Genomic DNA, 23,728 nt, shown 5'->3' on the forward strand with positions numbered 1-23,728 from the left:
ACCGCGCCGGATCATCTGGTTCGGCGCGAAGGAACAACGCCCGTACCGGCTGTCCGTCCTCCGCTCCGGCGCCAACCCCCTTCCAGTCGAGGGGACTTACGTCCAGCGGGGGTTCCTGCCCCGCTGGCTGGCGACCTTCTTCGGGGTGTTCCTCGCCCTCGCGATCACCTTCGTGATGCTCTGGATCGCCTACAAACCCTCCGTCAGCTCCGGCGCCACGGAGTCGGTCGTCGAGGCGGGCGGGGCGCTGACGCCCTCGCCCACCCCCACTCCGGCCCTGACACCGGACGCCCAGGTACCGTCCACGGCCGAGGAACAGCCGGTTCAGGAGCAGCCCACGGAGACCAAGAGCGCGAAGTCCCGGAGCGGTTCGGGATCGTCGGGCGGCGGGACGAAGTCCGGGGGATCGACGAAGGCCAGCCCCAAGCAGACCGCCCAGGTCGTGGGACAGCTGATCATCGGACAGGGCTCCGACCGCTGTATCGACGTCACCGACGGGGACGACGGCGTGGGCCGTGACGGCACCCGGTTGCAGCTGTGGGACTGCGCGGGATCGGCCAACCAGAAGTGGGACTTCCGGGGCGACGGCACCGTGCGCTCGCTCGGCATGTGCATGGACGTGGCCTGGGGATCCAAGGACGACGGCGCGGCGATCCAGCTGGCCCGGTGCAGTGGCAACCCGGCCCAGCAGTTCGTGCTGAGCCAGGCCGGCGACCTGGTCAACCCGCAGGCCGACAAGTGCGTGGACGCCACCGACAACGGGACCGGCAACGGCACCAAGTTGCAGCTGTGGACGTGTTCCGGAACGCCCAACCAGAAGTGGCGGGTGGAGTAGGCCCTGCCTACGCCTACCAGGCGCCCTCGCCCGGCACCAGCCGGCCCGCCTTGCGGTACTCACGGCGGGCGCCCTCCAGCAGGTCGGCGCCCGTCACCGGCTCACCGCGGCCGGCGGCGAGATAGGCGGCGGTCACCACGGCGCTGCGGATGGAGCCGCCGGCCAGCTCGAAGTCGGCGGCCAGCGGGGCGAGTTCGATGCCGTCCGCACAGGGCACGTGGGACAGGCTGTGCCGCCACAGGGCGCGGCGCTGGCCGGCGTCCGGGAACGGGAAGTCGACTACGAGGTCCAGACGCCGGGTGAAGGCCTCGTCGATGTTGGCGCGCAGGTTGGTGGTGAGCAGCGCGATGCCGTCGAAGGACTCCAGCCGCTGGAGCAGATAGGCGCTCTCCATGTTGGCGTACCGGTCGTGCGAGTCCTTGACCTCGGAGCGCTTGCCGAAGACGGCGTCGGCCTCGTCGAAGAGGAGCACGGCGTCGGTGCGGTCGGCCTCGGTGAAGATGCGCTCCAGGTTCTTCTCCGTCTCGCCGACGTACTTGTCGACGACGGAGGAGAGCTGGACGACGTAGAGGTCGAGGCCGAGTTCGGCGGCCACGACCTCCGCGCTCAGCGTCTTGCCGGTGCCGGACTCGCCCGCGAACAGGCCGAGGACGCCCCGGCCCCGGCCGCCGCCCGCGCTGAGCCGCCAGTCGCCGAGGACGCGGTCGCGGTGGCGGGCGCGCAGGGCGAGTTCGCGCAGCTGGGTGAGCGGGGCGTCGGGGAGGACCAGGTCCGACCAGTCGACGGCGGGCCGGATCCGGCGGGCGTGCCGCTCCAGGCCCGAGGCGGACTGCCGGCGGGCGGCGAGGCGGACGTGGGCCGCGGTGAGCGGGGTGCCGTCGAAGGCGGCGAGGCCGCGGGCGGCGCGCGCGGCACGGGCGATGCGGTCGCCGGAGAGGTGGTACGGGGCGACGGTGGCGGCCAGGTCGAAGTCCGGCTCCTCGCCGAGGGCGTCCACCCAGGCGCGCACGGCGCCGGCTCGCTGCGCGGGGGCCTCCAGGACGAGGACGTCGTGCTCGCACCACTGGGGGTCGTAGGGGCGGGGGCCCGCGATCAGTACGGGCAGGTCGGTCGCCGCGGCCACCTCGCGTACCAGCGCCGACGGCTGGTCCGGCAGGCCGGTGACCACGACCGCGCGGCCGCCCAGGCGGGCCTCGCGCAGCAGGTCCGGGACGCGGTCCTCGGGTCCCGAGAAACGCAGGGCCGGCAGGCCCGCCAGGCGCAGGGCGGCGGTGACGCAGGCGAGTGCGTCGCCTTCGTGGTCCTCGCGGAGATAGACGGTGAGCGGGGGGCCGGCGGCGAGGAGGGCGGCCAGCCGTTCGGCGACACGCGCGAACTCCCCGTCCGGGAAGGGATCTTCACCGTCGTACGACAGCACGTGCGCGTGTCCCGTGAGCGTCGCGTCGGGGGTGTCGTCGCCGAGCAGGTGGGCCACGAGCCGGTCGGGGACGCGCAACGGACGGCTGAGGAAGGGGCGTTCGGGCTCCTCCAGCGTCAGCAGGCCGAGCGCGCACAGGGGGGCCGTCGGGTGCAGGCGGGCCCGTGCGCCCGGTGAGTGCACCGGGATGCCGCACAGGTCGAGGGCGAGGGCGACGGTGGCCCGGCGGCGGCTGACGTCGTCGTTGAGGTAGCCGTACAGCTGCTCGAAGCTGCGGTCCAGGTCGGGGGCGAGCGCGATGAGCAGCAGGGCGGCGTCCAGGTCCGTCAGGCCCAGGCGCGCGCAGAGGTCGGACAGCCGGTCGTCCCGCGCCGCACCGAACTCCGCGCGCTCCGACCGCGCCGCGGGGCGCAGCAGATGCCGTACGGCCTCCTCCGACAGATACAGCCCGCGCAACGGGTCTGCGGCCGTGGGATCCTCGGCCGCCCGCTCCTCCACCAACAACGCCACACGCTCCCGCAGGGCACCGAGCCGAGCGAGAAGGAGCTCGGCGGGATCGTCGAGGCCGGCCAACTCCTCATAGGCAGCAGCGGTCACGAGACCACCACCGACCGGGAGGGACGGGGGAACTCGGCCGACGTGCCGCGACACGGGGCCTCGACCGGCGTGAGGCGGCGCCGGAGCTCGGGTGACTGACCACGGCCCGGAAGCCCGGTCGGCGGGGCGTGACGCCGGTGCTCGGTTGGCCGGTCGGGGCGCTGGAGGTGGGTCGGCCGATCGTGGTGCTGGGCCTGGGCGGGTGTGGCGTGGTGCTGGAGGGCGTTGGGTCGGTTGTGGGGTGGGGGGCTCTTTGGCATTTCGCGGGGTTCGGGGGAGGCAGTCGTCGCGCGGCGTCCGGTCAGGTGGTCGTGGCGCCGGAACCTTCTCGGCTGGTCGTGGGCGGACGTCGTCACTTCGGGGGGCCGCCTCGGTGGCGGGGTGGGCGGGTCGCTGCCAGGTGGTGGGGGCGGTGGGCTCGTTCCTCCGCTTCCTGCGCGGGGGTGTCCGTGCGGCGGACCCGGACGGCCGCGCCCTCGGTGACCGGCGGGCCGGCGTCGTACTCCGGGAAGGCCGGGAAGGGGGCGGTGACCACGAGGTCGAGGGACGGCTTCAGTTCGCCGCCCAGCGCGGACCAGATCTCCGCCAGCGAGCGGGACTCGGTCTGCACGCCGGCCACGGACACCGGCACCGACAGCCCCAGCACGCGCAGCGACTCGGGGAGTTCGTCCGGCGACAGCAGCTCGCGCGGGATCAGCGTGGCCAACACCGCCGACAGCAGCCGGTGTTCGTCCTGCGGCTGCTTCGTCCACGCCGTGACGAGGTAGGACAGCCGGAACCAGCGCGGCGGCTGACGCCGCTTGACGACCACGTCCCGCTCGTCGTACACGGGCACGTGCCCCCGCTGACGGCGGCCGACGTCCTCCCGGATGTCGTACAAGTAGGCGTTGATCGTGGGCGCGTTGCGCCGGGCGGCCCAGTCACGGGTGGGCGCCTCGAAGGCGACGTCGATGCCCGAACCCGCCAGCGCGCCGCCGCCGAGCAGGCCCTTGAGGACCTCGTCCACCTCGTGGATCACCGTCGCGCTCCCAGCTGCCGTACGCGGCCGCCGCGTTCGGGCCGCCGTCTTCGATCCTGCACCTCGGCCCCCGCGTCACCGCAGGCACGCAGGGGCAGAACGTCCTGCCCGAGGGGCCGGTTCCGGATGCCCGTTCGATCAGATGTAGCCTTCCCGAAGGGCATGCGCCACGGCGTGCGCCCGGTTGCGCAGGTGCAGCCGGGTCGTCAGCCCGTGTACGACGTTCTTGACGGTGCGTTCGGAGTAGGACAGCTTGCTCGCGATCTCTCCGGTGTCGAGCCCCTCGGCGATCAGCCGCAGGACGTCCACCTCACGCGGCGTCAGCCCGGAGGAGGGGGCGCCGCCCCGCCCTGCCGTGCTGCGGTGCAGCGAACCCACCTGGTTGATCAGCCGGCCCAGCAGGTCGGCGGGCAGGTCGCCGTCCCCGCGGGCCGCCGCGAGGACGGCCTGCACCAGCCGCGTCGCCGTGGCCTCGCGCCGCCACACGATCGCACCGACCCCGCACTCGATGACGTCCAGCAGTTCGGCCTCGCGCAGGGTGCCCACGACGAGCACCGCCCGCGCGCCCTCGCTGCGCACCACCCGGCGCACCCGGGTCAGGGCGGCCTCGTCGAGCAGGTCGTCGATGAGCACCGCCACCGTGCCGGGCCCGGAGGCGCTCTCGTCGCGCAGGTCGATCTCCGGGTACCGGCGCAGCTGGCTGAGGACTCCCTCGCGGGAGATCGGGTCCCTGGCGTGCACGACGACGGCGGTTCGGTCGGTTCCGCCGGGCGTGCCGGTGTGCGTAGGCCGCGTTGAGCTGAGCAAGCTTTTCCCCCATGTCCACGTGCCTGACACCTGTGTGGGGTCGGTGGCAGGCGTGCGTTCCTCACACTCCAGTGGCGGGTGGGACGGGCGCAATCGTGGAGCACCACGAGCAGGACCACGAGATCGGACGTACGACGACCACGACGGAGGCAACGATGTCCGAACCGCGAGGTGAACACCGGGAGGCCGGCGCGCTGTTGGCGGCCGCGGCCGAACGTGCCCGCGCCGGTGCCGGCGGTGTCGTGCTGCTGCGCGGGGCCACCGGCACGGGCCGCACCACGGCCCTGGAGGCCGCCGCGCGGGACGCCGCCGCGCACGGCATGCGGGTACTGCATGCCCGCTGCTCGCCCGGTGACACCACGGTGCCCTTCGCCGTCGTACGCCAACTCCTCGGTGACGAGGGCGGGGTGGAGCACGCGGAGGGGGAACGGGCGCAGGCCGACGCCCTGTCGCAGGTGCTGCGCGCGTACGCCGACCAGGCCCCGCTGTTCGTCGCCGTGGACGACGTGCACCTCGCCGACGCGCCCTCGCACCGCTGGCTGGTGGAGTGCGCGCGACATCTGGGCCGCTTATCCCTGCCCGTCCTGCTGGCGGTCACCGAACGCAGCCAGTACGACGTCGACCCTCCGGCGCCGGGCTTCACCCACACCCTCTCGCCCGCGCTGGTGCACACCCACACCCTCGCGCCGCTCACCGGGCCGGCGGCGACGGCGCTGGTGCAGGCCGAGTTCCCGGGCGCGCCGGTGAGCTGGACCGCCGACTGCGTGCGGGCCGGCGCGGGCAGCCCGCTGCTGCTGCGTGCCCTGCTGGGCGACCTCGGCTCCCCCGAACGGCACCCCGAGGTGCCCGAGACGACCGGTGCCCTGTACCCCGGGGCGTATCCGGCGGCGGTGTCGTGGTGGCTGGACAGCGCCGGCCCCGGCACGGCGGAGGTCGCCCGAGCCCTGGCCGCACTGGAGGAGGGCTGGGACGACCTGACGCCCGGCACCTCCCGCCCGACATCCGCGTACGCACACGGCGAGCCGCACTGGCCCGAGACTTCCCGGCCCGGACCCGAGAACGGACAGTGGTCCGCATCGTCGGCGTACGCGCACGAGGAGCCACCCCGATCCGGCGGCCCGGGCTTCGACCACGAGCCACCGCAGTGGTCTCCCGCCTCCGCGTACGCGCACCAGGAGCCGCCCCGGTCCACGCGTTCTGCGCACGGCCACGGGGCCCCGCAGCGTTCCGCCACGTCCGCCCGCGCGGACGAGGACCCACCTCGGTCGGGACGTTCTGCGCACGGCCACGAGCCCCCGCAGCGTTCCGCCACGTCCGCCCGCGCGGACGAGGAGCCGCCCCGGTCCACGCGTTCTGCGCACGGCCACGAGCCCCCGCAGCGTTCCGCCACGTCCGCCCGCGCGGACGAGGAGCCGCCTCGGTCGGGACGTTCTGCGCACGGCCACGAGGCCCCGCAGCGTTCCGCCACGTCCGCCTGCGCGGACGAGGAGCCGCCTCGGTCCGGGCGTTCTGCGCACGGGTACGGAGACCACCGATGGTCCGCCGCCTCCGCGTATCCGCGGGACGAACCGCCCCAGTCCCCGCGTTCCGCCCACGCCCCCGACGAACCGCGCCCCGCGTCCGCGCCGGAGCGGTCGCGGTGGTCTGCCGCGTCCGCGAGCCAGGAGCCGTACCGGTCCACCGCGTCCGCGTCCGCGCGTCAGGAGCCGTACCGGTCTGCCGCGTCCGCGCCGGAATGGTCGCGGTGGTCCGCCGCGTCCGCGTACGCGGGTCGGGAGCCGTACCGGGCCGCCGTCTCCGCGTACGCGGGTCGCGAGCCGCATCGGTTCGGCGCGCCCGTCTACGGGTCCGGTGTGGCTCAACGGTCCGGGTCTGCACGGCAGTTCGATGCCGCCGTGTCCGCCGAGCGGCTTGCCGGGCTGCTCGCCGAGCTGGCGGGAGCCGATCCCGCTCGGGTGGCGGGGTGGCTCACCGCGATGACCGGGCTCGGGCTGCTGCGGCCCGGGCCCGGCGGGCGGCCCCGTTACGCCCACCCCCTGCTGCGGGACGCGGTGCTCACCGGTGTGCCCGCGGCGCGGCGCCGGGCGGCGCACCGGGCGGCGGCGGAGGCGATGCTGCACCGCGGCGCCGGTACCGAGACCGTGGCCCGGCAACTGCTGCTCGCCGACCCGGTGGACGCCCCCTGGGCCCCGGCCGTCCTCCAGGACGCCGCCCGCAGCGCCCTGCGCGACGGCCGCGCCGACGACGCCGTGGCCTATCTGCACCGGGCCCTGGACGAGCCGCTGCCCGATCCGGTCCGGCAGCGGCTGCTGACCGAGCTGGGCTCCCTGGAGTGCGCGGGCTCCGAGTCCTCGGCCGGCATCCCGCGGCTCACCGCGGCCCTGCACCTGGGGGGCACGCCGCAGGACCAGGTGCGCGCCGCCGTGGCCCTCGGCACCGCGCTCACCGCCCGCGGCCGGGCCCGCGCCGCCGTCGAGGTGCTGTGCGCGGTGAACGGCCGCCTCGACGGCCACCCCGAGCTGACCGGCACACTGCAGGCCGCGTCCGCCCTGCTGTCCGACCACGACCAGACCGTGCGCCGCGAGGTGTACCGCCGGCTGAGCGAGACCGCCGAACGCTCCCCGGAACGCGTCGTCCCCGCCGCCCGCGCGCTGCTCGTGCGCCACGCGGCCACCGCCGGCCTGACCTCCGCGGCCCAGGCCATGAAGGAGATCCGGGAGCTGCTCGCCGAGCCGGCCGACGCCCTCACCGAGCCGTTCCTGCTCGGCACGGCCGCCGCGATCGCCCAGTGGGCCGACGAACTCGACGAGGCCGAACGGCTCGTGGACCGCGGCCTGGCCGGCCAGCGCCCCGAACTGCTGCACCCCATGCACGCGGCGCTGCTGCACACCCGCGCCGACATCGCGGCGGCCCGCGGCGAGTACGCGCTGCTGCCCGCCGAGCCGCCCGTCTCCCCGGACACCGGCCCCTCCAACGCCCACGGCCACATCCTCATCGCCCTCGTGGAGACCGGCCGCGCGGCCGAGGCGCGCCGCCTCGCGGACGGCTTCGACCTGCGGGACGCGCCCGACTCCTGGGAGCTGAACCGGTTCCTGTACGCGCGCGGCATGCAGCGCCTCACCGCGGGCGACCCGGCGGCCGCCCTGCACGACTTCCTGGAGTGCGGCCGCCGCCAGACGGCCCGCGAGGTCGTCAGCCCCGTCGTCACCCCGTGGCGCACCGCCGCCGCCGAGTGCCGCCTCGCCCTCGGCGACCACCGGGAGGCCCTCGCCCTCGCCGAGGAGGAGCTGGAGCTGGCCCGTGTGTGGGGCACGCCCCGCACGGTCGGGCGTGCCCTGCGGGTGCTGGGCACGGTGACGGGCGGCCGCCGGGGTCTGGAGCTGGCCGAGGAGTCCGTACGACTGCTGCGGGACGAGCCCGTCGTCGCGGAGGCCGAGCTGGTGGCCGCGCTGATCGCGCAGGGCCGGCAGCTGACCGCCGCCGGCGAGGCCGCCCGGGCCCGGCTCGGCCTGCGGCAGGCGGCCGAGCGCGCCGAACGGCTGGGCGCGCTGCGGCTGCTGGCGCTCGCCGAGGAGGCCCTGCGCGAGGGCGGCGCCCGCCGCACCGCCGCCGCCCGCACCGGCTCCGGCGCCCTGACCGACAGCGAGCGCCGCGTCGCCCGGCTGGCCGCCGACGGCCGCACCAACAGCGAGATCGCCGCCCTGCTGCACCTCGCCCGCCGCACCGTGGAGACCCACCTCACCAGCACCTACAAGAAGTTGGGCATACGACGGCGCAGCGAGCTGGGCCGGGCGCTCGGCGCGGACTAACTCGGCGGGGCCGCCGACGCCCTGAGCTTCAGGTGGTCGTCGGGATCCTTCAGATGGGTGCCCTGCGACGCCAGCATGCGGCGCACCACGGGCGCGGGCATCCGCACCACCACCGGGCGGGGCAGCGTCAACTCCCGTATGGCGGTGGTCGCGTGGGACGGGCGCGTCCGGTCGGACACCCGTGCCACCACCCGCACGTCCAGCGTGAACTGCACCAGCACCGACTCCAGCTTCGGCTTGTGCAGCGGCATGGAACCGGAGGCGTTGACCGCCGCGTCGGCCGCGCCGCCGGAGCCGCCCGCGTTGCCCATCAGCTGGTTGAGGCGGAACTCCTCCGCGTTGAGCAGCCCCGCGCCGAACAGTCCGCGCGCCGAGCGGCCGTGGTCGGCCGAGCTCACGCCGTCCGTCTGCGTGGGCCGCGGCGCCTCCAGGTGGCTCTGGCCCACCGTCTCGAAGGTCATCTTGTCGCCGACGCCCAGCACCCGCCCGGCGCGCAGCCGCGCGTGCACCGATGCCCGCAGGTCCTGCCCCGAGGCACCGCTCGCGTGCACCGGCGGCAGCTCCGCCCCGGCGGAGGTCAGCAGCGGCAGCGCGGCCGTCAGCCACTCGGTGGAGACCGCCTCGTTCAGCGTGTACGCGGCCGACTGCCCCTTGTCCCGGAACCGGCTGCCGCCGCCGGCCTCCCGGACCGCGGCCGTCACCAACTGCCGTACGTAAGGGGCCCCCTGGAAGCCGTTGACCTGCGCCTCCATCGGCAGTCGCACCCCGCCCGAGCGCCAGGCGCCGAGGTCGGTGCGCGGGGCGTGGGAGACCGCCTGGCGGGGGACCAGGCTGATCCGGTCCAGGGCCCTGAGGTCGTTGTCCAGAACGCGGTGGGTGAAGGACGTGCGGCCGGTGGAGGCGAGACCCAGCCGGCGGTCGCCGCGGTGCAGTTCGAGGGTGGCCTCGATCGGCACGGTCAGCTTCGACGACTTCGCCGTCTTGGCCTCCGCGACCGTCTTCATGCCGAGCTGGCCCCGGCCCGCGCCGCCGCTGCGCCGCGAGTCGCCCGAGGCGACGCCGAGCCCGGCCGCACCGCCGGTGCTCTTCAGCTGGCCCGCCCCGCCGTCCGGTTTCCCGGAGCCCGCGAGGACGCCCTCCACGCCGGTGGTCACGCCCTCGTCGTGGGCGGTGCCCCGCTGGGCGACGGCCGAGGTGATGTACTCCATGTCCCGTCCGTCGTCCGCGGCGGAGGCGAAGACGCCGTCGCCCCGGCGGCTGACCTTGAACACCGCCCAGTACGGCGTCCTGCGGCCGTCGAAGAGCTCGACGGTGACCCCGCCGTCCATCGCGCTCGACAGCAGTCCGGCGCTGCCGTCCCGGTCCAGCACCCGCAGCAGCCGCTGCACGTTGTCGTTGCGGTCCGCGAGCTGGAGCCGCGGCAGCAGGTCGTCGGCGAGGTCCTGGTGGCCGGAGGCCGCGAGGTTGGCCCGCAGCCGCTCCAGCAGGGGGACGAAGTCGGGCAGGTCCTCGACCATGCCGAAGCCGAGGGGCAGGCCGCGGGCGAGGGAAGGGCTGGGGCGGGCGGGCGCGGAGCTGCCGGACGCGGCGGCGCGCTCGGCGGCCGCCCGGGAGCTCTCCGCCTCCGGGATCGCCGAGGTGTCCCCGGCCGCCTTCCCGGACGCCTTGTCGGCCGGCTTGGCGGCTGCCTTCTCGGCTGCCTTCTCGGGCGCCTTGTCGGCCGGCTTGTCCTCCGACTTCAGCGCCTTGCGTGCCGACTCCGGCAACTCCACGCCCGCCGCTCGCAGTTGCTCCGCCGTCAGCCACACCGCCGCCGTCGCCGGCAGGGTCTGCGACTCCTTCGCCACGTACGGGCCGCCCCCGGTCACCTTCACCTCGGCGACCATGCCGACCAGCAGATCGCACTGGACGAGGTACAGCGGCGCCTTCTTCGGGGTGTGGGCGTTGCGCTCGACCGTGCCGGAGACGGCGGCGGCCGTGGAGTCGCCCACCGTCGAGGTACGGCTCGCCGACAGGCCCTGCCCGGTGCGCCACTCGGAGCCGTTCTCGGAGCCGGTGGCCCCGAACTGCCAGGTGCTGGTGGTGCCGTGCCCCTGCTGACCGCCCGCCTGGTGCCCGCCCAGCACGAAGGTCTCCGTGCCCGGGCCCGCGCCCTCGTGCACGAGCCGGGGGTTGGCCAGCGCGAGCCGCGTGCCGACCGCGCCGTTCAGGGCGGCCAGGCGGCGCGGGTAGCGCAGGTTCTTCACCACCCAGCCCGCGGACGCGGCCTGCCGCAGGGCCGCGGTGACCGCCTGCGGGCTGAACCGCTCCTCGATCGCCAGGCGCGGCGCGAGCCCCTCCGTCTGCAGCGCCGGGTCCTCGCGTACGCCCTTGTTGCGGGCCGCGGCCTGGGACAGCAGGCGGAAGGCGAGGTCCCGGATCGGCTGGGCGTCCCCGACCGTCTCCACCAGCTGCCAGTCCCGTACGGCACCCGGGAGGGAGATCCCGGCCAGGTCGCCGATGCCGGCCGCGGTGATGCCCTGACCGGGGCTCGCCGCGCCGGGCGCCTGGAGCCGCCCCTTGGCCGCGTCGTCCAGGGCGAACTCCGTCGGCGTCAGCAGCCGCACGTCCTGCTCGTCCAGGTGCAGCCCCGCCAGCAGCTTCGCCTCCGGCGCGTCCCGGCCGGGGGAGCCGGGGGTCAGACTGCGGGCCGGCTTGCGCGGGCGGGAGGTCATGGTGACGTCGACGTCGAGGCGCAGGGCCGCCCCGAAGGCGCTCGCGGACTCGGAGCCGTTGGTGAGGACGTCCGTGCGGGTGGTCGGACCGGCCTGGCCGCGCCGGGTGCCCGACCAGTGCTTCTCGTAGCGTGCGGAGCCGGTCAGCACGCCCGGGACCAGCCGGGCCTGCGCCAGCACCAGTCCGCCGATCGAGCGTGAACTGCTGCGCCCGCTCTGGATGTTGGTGGTGACACCGGAGTGGCTGCGCACCAGCCAGTTGTCGGTCTCGCCCAGGTAACCGGTCTCCCGCAGACCGCCCTTGACCCGGATCTGCACGTCGTGGGCGTGCATCGTGGTCTTGCGGCGCAGCCGCACCCGGATGCCGGTGGACAGCAACTGGTCCTTGTTCACCTTCAGGTTGGTCTCCGACAGGGCGGCCATCAGCTCGCGGTGGTTGCGCCGCTGGACCTCGGCCTCCTCCCGGCTCGGCGGTGCCGAGGGCGCGGTGGCACCGTAGGCGGGCAGGTAGCCGGCGAGCCGGGGATCGGTGGCGAACAGCTCCTCCACCGCCCGCACCATGGGCCCGGTGTCCAACTGGCTGAGGGTGACGCTGGATCCCATGGCGCCGAAGGGGAGATGGCGTTCCTCGTCCTCGGCGCCGGGCGGCTTGACGAAGTCGCCCGCCGTCACCCCCGGCGGCAGCGGCAGCCCGAGGTCCTTCGCCTCGTCGGCGCGCAGGCTGATCCACACCTTCATCGAGTGCTCGGCGACCCGGGAGGCGGGGTTGAGGATCATCTGCGCCGAACGGGGACCCGTGCCCTCCGCCGTGAACCGCACGGTGCCCAGGTAGAGCACCTTGTCGCCGCGCACCTCCGCGCCCTGCCGGCTGGAGACGGTCTGCTCGGCCACGGTGAACCGGGCCTTGCGGGCGGCGGCGACCGGCATGCCGGTGGTGCGCACGACGGCCGCGTTGCCCGCCGCGCCGAACCCGAACGCCGGGCCCGCCCCGGCCGCGACCGCCCGCCCCTTGCCCGCGGTCTCGGTGACCGTGTGCTGGGTCTGCTGGTGGGTGCGCAGCTGCGTCTTGCCGGTGGACCAGGCCGGCGTCAGTCCGGTGATCGCCGCGCGCAGCCGGTAACCGCCCGTGCTGGAGCCGTCCTTGGAGTGCAGGTCCTCGCCGACCACGCCGTCCCGCAGCAGCCGCGGCATGTCCTCCAGGACGGTCGCCGTGGACGTCGCCTCGTACAGCCGGGCCCGGCCGGGCGCGCCGGGTGCGGTGAGCGAGGGGTGCAGGACGGAGGCCACCGTGTCGAAGAGCCCGCCGCCGCCCTGCTGCGGGGCGGCCGTGTCGGAGACGGCGAGCGGGGCCATGGAGTCGGCGAGCGAGACGCGCCGGGCGGTCTCGGCGTGCAGGGGCCTCGGCCGCTGCGGCGCCGCGGTGCCGGCCGGGATCAGATGCTCGGTCGGCACCCGCTGGGTGAGCGTGCCGCCGCCGCGGAAGACCTCCGCGTTCCGCTCGCCGTGCCGGCGCACCCGTACGCCGTAGCGCACCCGGCGCAGCACCTCGACGGAGCCCTTGTCGCTGCGCAGCACCCGTGGCTCGGCCACGTTCTTCTGCACGCGCTGCTCCCGCGAGGACTGCCAGGGCTGCGCGGTGCCGGTGGCCGCGACGCCCGCCCACACGGCCGGCGCGACGGGGAAGAGGCCGAAGGCCATGCCGCCCGCGCCTTTGCCGGAGGAGTTCCCGGCCGTCGTGCTCACCGTGGCGGCGGTGTTGTGCTGGACGTCGACCTTGGTCTCCTTGCCCTCCGGATCGTCCAGCCGGTCGAGCGGCGCCCCGCCCGGGTCGGCGGGCGCGTCGGCCAGGTCGGCGCCGGGGTGGAAGACGGGCGGGGCGTCCTCCGGGGCGGGGGAGACGGTGACGGTGACGTCCCACCACTCGGTGCCGTCCCTGCCCTCGACGGCGAAGGCGCGGCCCTGCCCGTAGAACGACTCGGGGCGTCCGGCCAGTTCGGCCGCGATCTCGGCGACCGTCCCGTCCCCGTGCCCGACCTTCGCGGCCACCGCGTTCTTCACGAACTCGTGCCCGGTCAGCCCGTACGCCGTGGACAGTCCGCCGGCCTCCAGGTCCCGCAGGTACGGCGGCAGCACGAGCCCGGCCTCGGGTGCCTCGTCGAGGGCGGGCAGCGCCCGGCCCTTGCCCTTCAGGGCCCGGGTGGTGGCCGCGTTCCCCGCGGACTGCTGGAAGGCGAGCAGGGCCGGCGGCCGGGCGGGGCGGGGGATCCGGGACGCCTGCGGGGAGGCGTCGGTCTTGCCGGTTGCTGACTGCTGCTGACGTCGCACGAGTTCAACGTAATGACGGGCGACGCGGGCGGAGAGCCTCCGGGCAACTCTCGCCACTATGGCCGCTTGCGCCACACCGGAAGGTCAACTGCCGTACACCTGACCGTCGTTCGCGCCCCCGCCGGACGCTTTGCCATCTCTTTGCAACCCGTCTCCCGTCCGCCTCGTCTCTCCCCGCGTCCATGACCAAGCCCGCCGGACCTCCGGGCGGCGGGCGGACCGACGAAAGAGAGCGATCCATGCGCCGAACAGGCCTCAGCGCCCTGGCCCTCACCTGCACCGCCGTCCTGGCGGGCGCGGTGCCCGCGTTCGCCGACGGCACCACCCCCACGCCCCGCCCGAGGGCCACCGCGGCCCCGGTCGCCGAGTCCCCCTCGCCGGTCCCGAGCGCGACCAGGGACACCCGCGCCCCCTCGCCGGTCCCGAGCACCGGGCCGACCCGGGCGCGTTCCGGGGGCCAGGTGTCCGTCGTGCCCAGCGGCGCGCCGAACACCGGCGAGGTGCCGCCCGGGTCGGGCGGCCACACCGGTGCGCTGGCCGGCGGGGGAGCAGCCGCGGCGGTCGTCGTGGGCGGCGGCGCCGTCCTCCTCGTCCGGCGTCGGCGGGCGACGGGGGCATGACCTCGCTCTCCAGGCGCGCCGCCGTCACGGCACTGACGGCGGCGCTGCTCGCCGGATGCGGCGGGCACGAGGGGACGGCCGGACGGGCGGCGCCCGAAGGCGCCGCGAGCACCCGGCCGGCCGGCGGCACACCGGCCCCGACCGCCCCCGTCCGCCTGCGCATCCCGGCCATCGGCGTCGACACCCCGGTCCTGCGGCTCGGACTGGCCCCGGACGGCACCGTGCAGGTGCCCCCGATCGCCGCGCACGACCAGGCGGGCTGGTACCGCTACTCGCCCGTGCCCGGACGCACCGGCCCGTCGGTGATCCTCGGCCACGTCACGGTCGGCTCCTACGGCGACGGCGTCTTCCGGCACCTGGCCGCACTGCGCCGCGGCGACCGGATAGCGGTGCGCCTGGGGAACGGCACGACGGCCGACTTCGCCGTCACCGCCGTACGCACCGTCGGCAAGGCGGCCTTCCCGACCGAGCAGGTCTACGGGAACGTCGACCGGCCGGAGCTGCGTCTCATCACGTGCGGCGGGCCGCGTACCGGCACCGGATACCGCGACAACGTGATCGTCTTCGCCGCGCAGGCGCCGGATGCGACGGGAGAGCGGTGAAACGGTCCCGCGAGAGGGCGGCGTCCGAGCTGTTCGCCGCCCTCTACCCGCGCCTCGCCGGCTGGTGCCGGCGGCTCGTCGACGACGACGAGACCGCCCACGAGATCGCGTCGGAGGCGTTCACGCGGCTGTGGGCGCGCTGGACGGCCGTCGCCGAACCGCAGGGCTTCCTCTACGTCACCGCCGCCAACCTGGTCCGCGACCACTGGCGCAAGCTGGAGCGGGAGCGCCGGGCGGTGCGCCGGGCCGGAGTGGAGGCCGCCGTACGGCCGCCCGCCGAACCGGCCGACCCGTCGGTGCGGCTGCTCGTCCAGTCCCTCCCGGACCGGCTGCGCGTGCCGATCCTGCTCCACTACTACGCTGACATGCCGATCCGGGAGGTGTCCGTGCTCACCGGACGCAAGGAAGGGACCGTCAAGGCCGACCTGCACGCGGCCCGCGAACTGCTCCGCGCCCACCTGGGGAGAAGCCTTGACCACACCCGCTGACCAGAGCCGGGACCCGGCCGCCGACGACGAACTGTCCGTCCTCCTGCGCCCCTCGGCCGACCGCCTCGCCCCGCCCCCCGGCCGCTACGCGGCGATCCGCCGCACCGCCACCCGCCGCAAGCTGCTGCGCGCGGCGGCGGGAGCGGGCGTGGCCTGCGCCGCCGCGGCCCTCATCGGCGTACCCCTCCTGACCCGCTCCACCGCCCCCGCCACCCCCACGGTCCCGCTCGCCCCGCCCCCCGCGAGCGCCCCCTCCACGTCGCCCTCTCCCCCGCCCTCTCCCTCGGCCCCTCCCACGACCTCGCGCTCGACCTCGCCCACACCCGTCCCGAGCCGTCCGCCGTCCACGCGGCCGACCGCCCGCACCGTCGCGCCCTCGGAGACCCGGGACGCCCCCTCGGCCGCCCCGCGAAACAGGTTTTGAACGTGTTCAACTCCAGGCGTACGCTGCTCCCATGAGCGACAGAGCCGCCCTGCTCAAGGGCATTCGCGCCTGGTTGGTCCTGTTCGTCGTCTGCCTGGTGCTCAGCGGCGCCACGGCCTTCCCGCTGGTCCACGAACTGCGCTGGACGGAGGAGCTGTTGCGGTCGCTGTCCGTGCCGCGGCACCTGCCCGCGCTCATGGACTGGATCGAACGCGTGCGCCGCGGCCTCGACACCGCCGACGCCGACTACCCCTTCCTCCTCTACGGCACGGACTGGCTGGCCTTCGCCCACCTCGTCATCGCCACGGCCTTCTACGGCCCCTACCGCGACCCCGTCCGCAACATCTGGGTCGTCGAGTTCGCGATGATCGCCTGCGCCGGCATCATCCCGCTCGCGCTGATCTGCGGGCCGCTGCGCGGGATTCCCTTCTGGTGGTCGGTGATCGACATGTCCTTCGGGGTGTTCGGGGTGATCCCGCTCCACGTCGTCCGCAAGAAGATCAAGCGACTGGAGGCGCTCACCCCCAACCCGACGGCCGCCCTGGCTACTTGAGCGCGGCCAGCGCGATCCGCCGCGCCACCGGGTTCATCGACTCGCCCTTCGCGTCGATGGACCCGACGCAGTAGACGAGGGTCCGGCTCAGGTCGCGGGTCGCCGCGACCAGGGCGCTGTAGCCGTACCGCGCCCCGGACTTGACCCAGTACACCCGGCCGCCGTACTCGAACCGCTGCAACCCCGCGCTGTAGGTGGCCCCCTCGATGCCCGCCGGCACGGTGAACATCTCCTCCAGCTGCGGCCCCGGCACGATCCGCCCCCGGAACAGCGCCGTCACCAGCCGCTCCAGGTCGGCGGTGGTGGAGATCATGTCACCGGCCGCCCACCGGTCGGCCTGGTTCCACTCCGTCACGTCGACGAACCCCGTCGTGCCGTCCGGGCCGGTCACCAGCTGGTAGCCGTGGTTGTGCGGTCCCCGGACGCGGGGATCGGCGCCGGGGAAGTAGGTGTCCCGCATGCCGGCGGGGCGCAGCACCAGCCGCGTGGCCTCGTCGGCGTACGCGTGCCCCGTCACCTTCTCGACCAGCAGGCCGAGGACGGTGTAGTTGATGTTCAGGTAGTCCTGCCGCGTGCCCGGCGCGAACTCGGGGCCCTTCGCCACCGCCGACGCGACGACCTGCCGCGGCGTCAGCGTGTCGAAGCGGTGCGCGTACTGCTCCTCGAAGGAGTCGCCCCATCCGTCGCCGGCCCGCAGACCGCTGGTGTGGTTCAGCAACTGCCGTACGGTGATGGGCTCGAAGGCGGAGGTGAGCAGGCCGGGGAGGTAGTGCTGGACCGGTGCGTCCAGGTCGACCCTCCCCTGCGCCGCCATCTTCAGCACGACGGCCGCCGTCACCACCTTCGTCGTCGAACCGGCCCGGAACCGGGCGCCCGGGTCCGCCGCCCGCCCGCTCGCCAGGTCGTGCACGCCCGCGCTGCCCCGCCACACCCCGTCGCCGCCGCCGACGCGGACGAGGGCCGCGGTGGCGTCCGCGTCGGGCAGCCCGGCGAGCGCGGCCCGCAGCGCCTCGGCGTCGGGACCGGCCGCGGCACGGGCCGCGACGGGCGGGGACGCCGACGCGGCGAACGCGGGGGCGGCCAGCGGACCGGCCGCCAGGGTGAGGACGAGGCAGGCGGCGAGTACGGGAGTGCGGGGGCGCATCGGCTGCTCCTTGCGGGGCTCGGCTGTCTCCGCCGTACGACTCGGCGGTCTCCGCCCAGCCTCGGGCCCGGGCGCGGACACGCGGATCGTCGCGGGGGAGGGGCCGGCCCCTGAGGGGCCCCGGAGCAACTGCCCGCGGCACCAGGGAAGTTGTCGGGGGTGGTCCCCTACGGGTACCGGACGGGCCGACCCGGCGACGGTGCCTCAGCGCTCGCGCGTGGCGGCCCCGTCCCGCAGGGCGCACAGGACGTCCACCCGGTTGGTGGTGATCGAGTCGACGCCGAGGTCGATGAGGCGGCGCATGGAGCGGCGGGTGTCCGGGGTCCACACGGCGAGGAGGTACCCGTCGTGGTGGACCCGGGCCGTCAGGTCCCGGCTCACCAGCGGGAAGCGGTAGTTGAGCCAGCGCGGCTTCACCGCCGCCAGCAGGGCGGGGCGCGGGGGAGCCAGGCTGGCGCAGGTCAGGGCGATCTCGGCGGACGGGTCGGCGGCGCGGACGGCGAGCATCGCGGCGGCGTCGGCGCAGTAGTACACCCGGTCGGCCGCTCCCGCCTCCCGTACGACGTCCACGACCCGCCGCGCCGTCCGCACCTCCCGGGTGCCCGGCAGGTCGAGCATCAGCCGGCTGCCGTCGGTTGCCGCGAGCGCTTCCGCGAGCGTCGGCACCGCGCCGCCCGTCAGCCCGCGCACCTCGGCCGCCGACAGCGACAGCAGCGGCCGGTCCTGCTCCCACAGCCGCTTCAGCGTCTCGTCGTGCAGCAGCACGGGGACGTCGTCCCTCGTCAGGCGTACGTCGACCTCGACGGCGTCCGCGCCCAGGGCGAGCGCGGCACGCAGCGAGTCGACGGTGTTCTCGCGGACGCGGTAGGGGTCGCCGCGGTGGGCCACGGCGGTCACTTTCTGCATGGCGTCCATTGTGGAGGGATCAGGGAGCCGGCCACCGTGCGGTGTAGGAGTCGATCTCCTCCCGCAGCCGCGCCTTGCCGGCCTCGTCGAGGAAGGAGACGTCGACGGCGTTCTTGGCGAGGGCGGCGAGACCCTGCTCGTCGAGGGAGAGCAGCCGGGCGGCCACCGCGTACTCGTTGTTCAGGTCGGTGCCGAACATCGGCGGGTCGTCGGAGTTGATCGTGACCACGAGGCCGGCCTTCACGAACTCGCGGACGGGGTGCTCGTCGAGGGTGCGGACCGCGCGCGTGGCGATGTTCGAGGTCGGGCACACCTCCAGCGGGATCCGCCGCTCGGCGAGGTGGGCGAGCAGCCTGGGGTCCCGGAAGGAGTTCGTGCCGTGCCCGACGCGCTCGGCGCGCAGATGGACCAGCGCGTCCCACACCGTCTCCGGGCCGGTGGTCTCGCCGGCGTGCGGCACCGAGTGCAGCCCGGCGGCGATCGCCCGGTCGAAGTACGGCTTGAACTGCGGCCGCGGTACGCCGATCTCGGGCCCGCCGAGCCCGAACGAGACCAGCCCCTCGGGGCGCAGCCGGTCGTCCGTGGCCAGCCGCACCGTCTCCTCGGCGGCCTCCAGACCGGCCTCGCCCGGGATGTCGAAGCACCAGCGCAGCACGGTCCCGAAGTCCGCCTCGGCGGCCTTGCGGGCGTCCTCGATGGCGTCCATGAAGGCCCGCTCGTCGATGTTGCGGCGGGTGGAGGACCACGGGGTGACGGTCAGCTCGGCGTAGCGCACCTGCTGCCGGGCCATGTCCCGGGCCACCTCGTACGTCAGCAGTCGTACGTCCTCCGGGGTGCGGATGAGGTCGACGACCGACAGATACACCTCGACGAAGTGAGCGAAGTCGGTGAACGTGAAGTAGTCGGCCAGGGCCTCGGGGTCGGTGGGCACCCGGGAGTCGGGGTGGCGGGCGGCGAGTTCCGAGACGATCCGGGGGGAGGCGGAGCCGACGTGGTGGACGTGCAGTTCGGCCTTGGGCAGTCCGGCGATGAAGGCGTGCAGGTCGGTCAAGGTTCCTCCCCGGGAACGGCGCCCCGGGCCGTGGCCGGACGGGACGCGGGTGATCGGCTGATCGATGACTCGGGGATCATCGTAGGCCGGGCCCCCGCGCGGCTGTGCCCCGCCGTAGCATGACGGGACATCCGACAGAGGGGACCGTGCGCATGACCGACGACGCGCAGACGCCGGCCGCGCCGGAGAACAACGGCACGCAGCCGCCCGGGACGCCCGGCGAGGCGCCCCGCGACCCCTGGGCGCCGCCCGCCGCGGCGCCCCGCTCGGTACACGACCAGCCGACGGTCACGGCGATGCCCGGCGTCGACACCCCACCCCAGCCCTGGTCCGACCCCTTCGCGCCCCCGGCGACCGCCCACCCCCAGGGCGAACCGGTCCCGCCGCCGCCCATCGCCCCCGACGGCCCGGGCCAGGTCCCGTACGGCTACCCGGTCGCCGGCTACGCCTACCCGCCCCCCACCCCCGCGTCTCCCGCCCAGGGCTACTACGGCTGGCCGGGCCTGCCCCCGCAGCCCAGCAACGGGATGGGCACGGCCTCCCTCGTCCTCGGCATCATCGCGGCGGTCGTCTTCTGCCTGTGGCCCATCGCGATCATCCTCGGCGCCCTCGCCCTGATCTTCGGCTTCATCGCCCGCGCCAGGGCCGCCCGAGGCGAGGCGACCAACCCCGGCCAGGCCCTCGCGGGCATCATCTGCGGCGCGGCAGGCATCGTCCTGGGCCTCGGCATGATCGCCTTCCTGATAGCCGGCCCCTGACTCCGCCGGCAGCCCCCACCAAGACGCCGGTACCTCACCCCACATGCCGGCTACAGCCGCGCCCGGGCCTCCATCAGCGCGAACCCGAGGAGGTTCAGCCCCCTCCACCGCTCGGGGTCCGCCGCGGCCTCGTCGCCGGCCGCCAGGCCGATGCCCCACACCCGGTCCACGGGGCTCGCCTCCACCAGCACCCGGTTCCCGGTGTGGAGCAGGAACTCCCGCAGCTCCGGGTGGGCGGCGAACTTGTGGACGCTGCCCTCGACGACGATCCCGAACCGCTCGCGTTCCCATATGGCCTCGTCGAAGCCCCGCACCAGCCGCCCCGCCTTCTTGGCCTGCGCCGGATGCTCTGCGGAGAGCACCAGCCGCTCGGCCTCCGCGTCCCCGAACAGCCGGGCCTTGCCCGCCATCATCCAGTGCTCCGCTGTCCCGTACGTCACCCCCTCCACGGTGAACGGCGACGGCCACCACTGACTCAGGCAGCTCGCCCCGATGCGCCCGTCCGGCAGCGGGCGGTGCCCCCAGAAGTGCAGGTACTTCACTCTCGACCCCGCGCGGACCTCCCTGACCAGGGCTTCCCGCGAGCCGATCCTCCCCGTGACCTCCTCCATGCACGCGAGTCTGGCAGCCACCACTGACACTCCGTCCCCCCTTTTCCATGCCCACTCGACACCTGGTCGACAGATTCCGTCGCGTAACCGAAAGGCAACAACGGAATCACTTGTCGGCCGCCTTTCCCTCTGTCAGGATCGGCACTCAAATCGAGCTGGAGCTACGCCACCCGCCCCCACGCACCGGGGCCCCGGCGGAGGAGAGCGACATGCACAACCCGGGCACCGCCACCCCGGAACGATTCCCGGCCCAGGACCGCCTCGCGGACGGCGCGCAGTACATCGCGGGCCGCCTCACGAAGGGGACCTCGGGCCGTACGCACGCGGTCGTCGACCCCGCGACCGGCACGGACGTGTACACGTACGAACTGGCCGGCCCCGACGACGTCGACGCGGCCGTGGCCGCCGCGCGCGAGGCGTTCCCCGGCTGGGCGGGCGCGACCCCGGGCGAGCGCTCCGACGCCCTGCACCGCCTGGCCGCCGTGCTCGCCGACCGCGCCGAGGACTTCGCCCGGGCGGAGTCCCTCCAGTGCGGCAAGCCGCTGAAGCTGACCCGCGAGTTCGACGTGCCGGGGACCATCGACAACACCGCGTTCTTCGCGGGCGCCGCCCGGCACCTCCAGGGGCAGTCGGCCGGCGAGTACTCCGGCGACCACACCTCGTACGTCCGCCGCGAACCCATCGGCGTCGTCGGCTCCATCGCGCCCTGGAACTACCCCCTCCAGATGGCCGCCTGGAAGATCCTCCCGGCGATCGCGGCCGGCAACACCATCGTGCTCAAGCCCGCCGAGCTCACCCCGCTGACCTCGCTGCTGTTCGCCCAGGCCGTCACCGACGCCGGGATCCCGGACGGCGTCGTCAACATCGTCACCGGGACGGGCAGGGAGGCCGGCGAGCACCTCGTCGGGCACCCCGACGTCGCCATGACCTCCTTCACCGGCTCCACCGCCGTCGGCAAGCGGGTCGCCGAGGTCGCCACCGCCACCGTCAAGCGCCTCCACCTGGAGCTCGGCGGCAAGGCGCCCTTCCTGGTCTTCGACGACGCCGACCTGGAGGCCGCCGTCCACGGCGCGGTCGCGGGCGCGCTCATCAACACCGGCCAGGACTGCACGGCCGCCACGCGCGCGTACGTGCAGCGGCCGCTGTACGAGGCGTTCGTCGAGCGGACGGCCGCCCTGATGGAGACGGTCCGGCTCGGCGATCCCTTCGCCCCCGGCACCGACCTCGGCCCGCTCATCTCGCACGTCCAGCGCGACCGGGTCGCCGGTTTCGTCGACCGGGCGCGCGCCTACGCGCGCGTGGTGACCGGCGGCGAGGCACCCGGGGGCGACCTGGACAAGGGCGCGTACTACCGGCCCACCCTCGTCGCCGACGCGCCGCAGGACAGCGAGATCGTGCAGTCCGAGATCTTCGGCCCGGTCCTGGTCGTGCTGCCCTTCGACGGCGACGACGAGGGCATCCGCCTCGCCAACGACACCCCGTACGGCCTCGCCGCCTCCGCCTGGAGCCGCGACGTCTACCGGGCGAACCGCGCCACCCGCGAGATCAAGGCGGGCTGTGTGTGGGTGAACGACCACATTCCGATCATCAGCGAGATGCCGCACGGCGGCTACAAGGCGTCCGGCTTCGGCAAGGACATGTCGGCGTACTCCTTCGAGGAGTACACGCAGGTCAAGCACGTCATGTTCGACAACACGGCGGTGGCCGAGAAGGACTGGCACCGCACGATCTTCGGGGACCGCTAGCGAAACCAGGCCGCCTGACCCGCGGCCGCCCGACCTCCGAAAGGGCACCACGCGCATGGAGCAGTACGAGCCCGACCGCCTGTCCCCGGCCGAGGTGGCCGCCATGCGGCGCAGCCTCCGCAACGGCAGGGCCTCTCTCGCCCGCAGGTCCCTGCTGCGCGCCTCCGCGGGCGGCGCGCTCGCGCTCGGCGGCCTCGCGACGCTGAGCGCCTGCGGCATCCCCGCGGCCGGCAAGACACAGGGCGGCGAGGCGGCCGACGACCACTCGGCCAAGGAGAAGGTGGTGAACTTCTCCAACTGGCCCGAGTACATCGACGTGGACGACAGCGAGAAGCACCACCCGACGCTGGACGCGTTCCGCAAACGGACCGGCATCACGGTCAAGTACACCGAGGACATCAACGACAACGACGAGTTCTTCGGCAAGATCAAGCCGCAGCTCGCCGCCGGCCAGGACACCGGCCGCGACCTCATCGTCCTCACCGACTGGCTGGCCGCCCGCATGATCCGCCTCGGGTGGGTCCAGAAACTGGACGCGTCCAACCTGCCGCACGCCTTCGCCAACCTCGCCGACCAGTTCCGCGCCCCCGACTGGGACCCGGGCCGCGCCTACTCGTACCCCTGGCAGGGCATCTCCACGGTCATCGCGTACAACAAGAAGGCCCTGGACGGCATCGAGGTGAAGTCGGTCTCCGACCTCCTCGACAACCCCAGGCTCAAGGGCCGCGTCGGCTTCCTCACCGAGATGCGCGACAGCATCGGCATGACCATGCTGGACATGGGCAAGGACCCGGCGAAGTTCACCGACGACGACTTCGACGCGGTGATCGCCCGCCTGCAGAAGGCGGTCGACAAGGGCCAGATCCGCCGGTTCACCGGCAACGACTACACGTCCGACCTCACCAAGGGCGACTTCGCCGCCTGCATCGCGTGGGCCGGCGACATCGTGCAGCTCCAGGCGGACAACCCCGAGGTCGGCTACGTCATGCCGGACAGCGGCTACATGACGTCGACCGACAACATGCTGATCCCCAACAAGGCGCGCCACAAGGCGAACGCCGAGAAGCTCATCGACTACTACTACGAGCTCGAACCGGCCGCCGAACTCGCCGCCTACATCAACTACGTGAGCCCGGTCGAGGGAGTGAAGCCCTACCTCGCGAAGATCGACAAGGACGCGGCGGACAACCCGCTGATCATCCCCGACAAGGCCACGGCCGCCAAGTCGCACGCCTTCCGCTCGCTGAGCTCGAAGGAAGAGACGGCCTACCAGCAGAAGTTCGCGAAGCTCACAGGGGCGTGAC

At 74.4% G+C, this 23,728-nt stretch carries 18 protein-coding genes; 10 read left to right on the top strand and 8 right to left on the bottom strand.

Annotated features, from left to right (window positions below; translation table 11 throughout):
• A partial coding sequence (locus ACYF6T_RS30445) for a ricin-type beta-trefoil lectin domain protein (RefSeq protein WP_461700467.1) occupies nucleotides 1-835 on the top strand: 835 nt, incomplete at its 5' end.
• Between the two features lie 13 nt (nucleotides 836-848).
• On the opposite strand, the gene ACYF6T_RS30450 is transcribed toward ACYF6T_RS30445, so the two are convergent.
• The 3 genes from ACYF6T_RS30450 to ACYF6T_RS30460 form a co-directional block, all read right to left on the bottom strand.
• A complete protein-coding gene (locus ACYF6T_RS30450; RefSeq protein WP_461700468.1) occupies nucleotides 849-2,849 on the bottom strand; it encodes an ATP-binding protein in 2,001 nt (666 codons plus the stop codon).
• Between the two features lie 352 nt (nucleotides 2,850-3,201).
• Nucleotides 3,202-3,867 carry a Pvc16 family protein gene (locus ACYF6T_RS30455; RefSeq protein WP_461700469.1) on the bottom strand — a complete coding sequence of 222 codons (666 nt, stop codon included), beginning with the start codon at nucleotides 3,865-3,867 and terminating at the stop codon, nucleotides 3,202-3,204.
• A 138-nt stretch (nucleotides 3,868-4,005) separates the two neighbouring features.
• Nucleotides 4,006-4,674, bottom strand: a complete 669-nt coding sequence (locus ACYF6T_RS30460; protein ID WP_461700470.1) for a helix-turn-helix transcriptional regulator — start codon at nucleotides 4,672-4,674, stop codon at nucleotides 4,006-4,008.
• 155 nt (nucleotides 4,675-4,829) lie between these two features.
• Between ACYF6T_RS30460 and ACYF6T_RS30465 the strand changes: the two genes are divergently transcribed.
• The gene (locus ACYF6T_RS30465) at nucleotides 4,830-8,483 is read left to right on the top strand and encodes a helix-turn-helix transcriptional regulator (RefSeq protein ID WP_461700471.1); all 3,654 of its coding nucleotides are present in this window, start codon (nucleotides 4,830-4,832) and stop codon (nucleotides 8,481-8,483) included.
• Here the strand turns inward: ACYF6T_RS30465 and ACYF6T_RS30470 are convergent.
• Entirely contained in the window at nucleotides 8,480-13,522 is a 5,043-nt protein-coding gene (locus tag ACYF6T_RS30470) for a hypothetical protein (protein WP_461700472.1), read from the bottom strand. The two genes, ACYF6T_RS30465 and ACYF6T_RS30470, sit on opposite strands and share 4 nt — an antisense overlap.
• A gap of 239 nt (nucleotides 13,523-13,761) precedes the next feature.
• Here ACYF6T_RS30470 and ACYF6T_RS30475 point away from each other — a divergent pair, with 239 nt between their 5' ends.
• From ACYF6T_RS30475 to ACYF6T_RS30495, 5 genes are read left to right on the top strand one after another with little or no spacing between them, the layout of a single operon-like run.
• Nucleotides 13,762-14,142 carry a sortase-dependent protein gene (locus tag ACYF6T_RS30475; protein WP_461700473.1) on the top strand — a complete coding sequence of 127 codons (381 nt, stop codon included), beginning with the start codon at nucleotides 13,762-13,764 and terminating at the stop codon, nucleotides 14,140-14,142.
• The gene (locus ACYF6T_RS30480) at nucleotides 14,139-14,744 is read left to right on the top strand and encodes a class F sortase (protein WP_461700474.1); all 606 of its coding nucleotides are present in this window, start codon (nucleotides 14,139-14,141) and stop codon (nucleotides 14,742-14,744) included. Before ACYF6T_RS30475 ends, ACYF6T_RS30480 begins: the two co-directional genes overlap by 4 nt.
• Nucleotides 14,741-15,232, top strand: coding sequence for an RNA polymerase sigma factor (locus ACYF6T_RS30485; protein ID WP_461700475.1), 492 nt, complete (start codon nucleotides 14,741-14,743; stop codon nucleotides 15,230-15,232). The genes ACYF6T_RS30480 and ACYF6T_RS30485 overlap by 4 nt, the downstream gene beginning before the upstream one ends.
• Entirely contained in the window at nucleotides 15,216-15,656 is a 441-nt protein-coding gene (locus tag ACYF6T_RS30490; RefSeq protein ID WP_461700476.1) for a hypothetical protein, read from the top strand. The genes ACYF6T_RS30485 and ACYF6T_RS30490 overlap by 17 nt, the downstream gene beginning before the upstream one ends.
• 31 nt (nucleotides 15,657-15,687) lie before the next feature.
• A complete protein-coding gene (locus tag ACYF6T_RS30495; protein WP_461700477.1) occupies nucleotides 15,688-16,209 on the top strand; it encodes a hypothetical protein in 522 nt (173 codons plus the stop codon).
• Here ACYF6T_RS30495 and ACYF6T_RS30500 read toward each other — a convergent pair.
• From ACYF6T_RS30500 to ACYF6T_RS30510, 3 genes are all read right to left on the bottom strand, one after another.
• Nucleotides 16,202-17,353 carry a serine hydrolase domain-containing protein gene (locus ACYF6T_RS30500; RefSeq protein WP_461700478.1) on the bottom strand — a complete coding sequence of 384 codons (1,152 nt, stop codon included), beginning with the start codon at nucleotides 17,351-17,353 and terminating at the stop codon, nucleotides 16,202-16,204. The genes ACYF6T_RS30495 and ACYF6T_RS30500 overlap by 8 nt on opposite strands.
• A gap of 204 nt (nucleotides 17,354-17,557) precedes the next feature.
• Nucleotides 17,558-18,259 (bottom strand): glycerophosphodiester phosphodiesterase, encoded by a 702-nt coding sequence (locus ACYF6T_RS30505; protein ID WP_461700479.1) that lies wholly within the window; start codon nucleotides 18,257-18,259, stop codon nucleotides 17,558-17,560.
• A 19-nt stretch (nucleotides 18,260-18,278) separates the two neighbouring features.
• Nucleotides 18,279-19,364, bottom strand: a complete 1,086-nt coding sequence (locus ACYF6T_RS30510) for an adenosine deaminase (RefSeq protein WP_461700534.1) — start codon at nucleotides 19,362-19,364, stop codon at nucleotides 18,279-18,281.
• 98 nt (nucleotides 19,365-19,462) lie between these two features.
• Here ACYF6T_RS30510 and ACYF6T_RS30515 point away from each other — a divergent pair, with 98 nt between their 5' ends.
• Entirely contained in the window at nucleotides 19,463-20,068 is a 606-nt protein-coding gene (locus ACYF6T_RS30515; protein WP_461700480.1) for a DUF4190 domain-containing protein, read from the top strand.
• Between the two features lie 50 nt (nucleotides 20,069-20,118).
• Here the strand turns inward: ACYF6T_RS30515 and ACYF6T_RS30520 are convergent, their stop codons facing one another.
• Nucleotides 20,119-20,679, bottom strand: coding sequence for an NADAR family protein (locus tag ACYF6T_RS30520; protein WP_461700481.1), 561 nt, complete (start codon nucleotides 20,677-20,679; stop codon nucleotides 20,119-20,121).
• Nucleotides 20,680-20,888: 209 nt separating this feature from the next.
• Here ACYF6T_RS30520 and ACYF6T_RS30525 point away from each other — a divergent pair, with 209 nt between their 5' ends.
• Together ACYF6T_RS30525 and ACYF6T_RS30530 are read left to right on the top strand one after the other, a co-directional pair.
• The gene (locus tag ACYF6T_RS30525; RefSeq protein ID WP_461700482.1) at nucleotides 20,889-22,424 is read left to right on the top strand and encodes a gamma-aminobutyraldehyde dehydrogenase; all 1,536 of its coding nucleotides are present in this window, start codon (nucleotides 20,889-20,891) and stop codon (nucleotides 22,422-22,424) included.
• A gap of 55 nt (nucleotides 22,425-22,479) precedes the next feature.
• A complete protein-coding gene (locus tag ACYF6T_RS30530; RefSeq protein WP_461700483.1) occupies nucleotides 22,480-23,727 on the top strand; it encodes a polyamine ABC transporter substrate-binding protein in 1,248 nt (415 codons plus the stop codon).
• The last annotated feature ends 1 nt before the right edge of the window (nucleotide 23,728 follow it).

The organism is Streptomyces sp. 7R007 (assembly GCF_054850255.1).

Coding starts and splice junctions, on each gene's coding strand:
- ACYF6T_RS30475 (WP_461700473.1), top strand. CDS start 13,762: ATGCGCCGAACAGGCCTCAGCGCCCTGGCCCTCACCTGCACCGCCGTC.
- ACYF6T_RS30505 (WP_461700479.1), bottom strand. CDS start 18,259: ATGCAGAAAGTGACCGCCGTGGCCCACCGCGGCGACCCCTACCGCGTC.
- ACYF6T_RS30520 (WP_461700481.1), bottom strand. CDS start 20,679: ATGGAGGAGGTCACGGGGAGGATCGGCTCGCGGGAAGCCCTGGTCAGG.
- ACYF6T_RS30480 (WP_461700474.1), top strand. CDS start 14,139: ATGACCTCGCTCTCCAGGCGCGCCGCCGTCACGGCACTGACGGCGGCG.
- ACYF6T_RS30495 (WP_461700477.1), top strand. CDS start 15,688: ATGAGCGACAGAGCCGCCCTGCTCAAGGGCATTCGCGCCTGGTTGGTC.
- ACYF6T_RS30525 (WP_461700482.1), top strand. CDS start 20,889: ATGCACAACCCGGGCACCGCCACCCCGGAACGATTCCCGGCCCAGGAC.
- ACYF6T_RS30515 (WP_461700480.1), top strand. CDS start 19,463: ATGACCGACGACGCGCAGACGCCGGCCGCGCCGGAGAACAACGGCACG.
- ACYF6T_RS30465 (WP_461700471.1), top strand. CDS start 4,830: ATGTCCGAACCGCGAGGTGAACACCGGGAGGCCGGCGCGCTGTTGGCG.
- ACYF6T_RS30500 (WP_461700478.1), bottom strand. CDS start 17,353: ATGCGCCCCCGCACTCCCGTACTCGCCGCCTGCCTCGTCCTCACCCTG.
- ACYF6T_RS30530 (WP_461700483.1), top strand. CDS start 22,480: ATGGAGCAGTACGAGCCCGACCGCCTGTCCCCGGCCGAGGTGGCCGCC.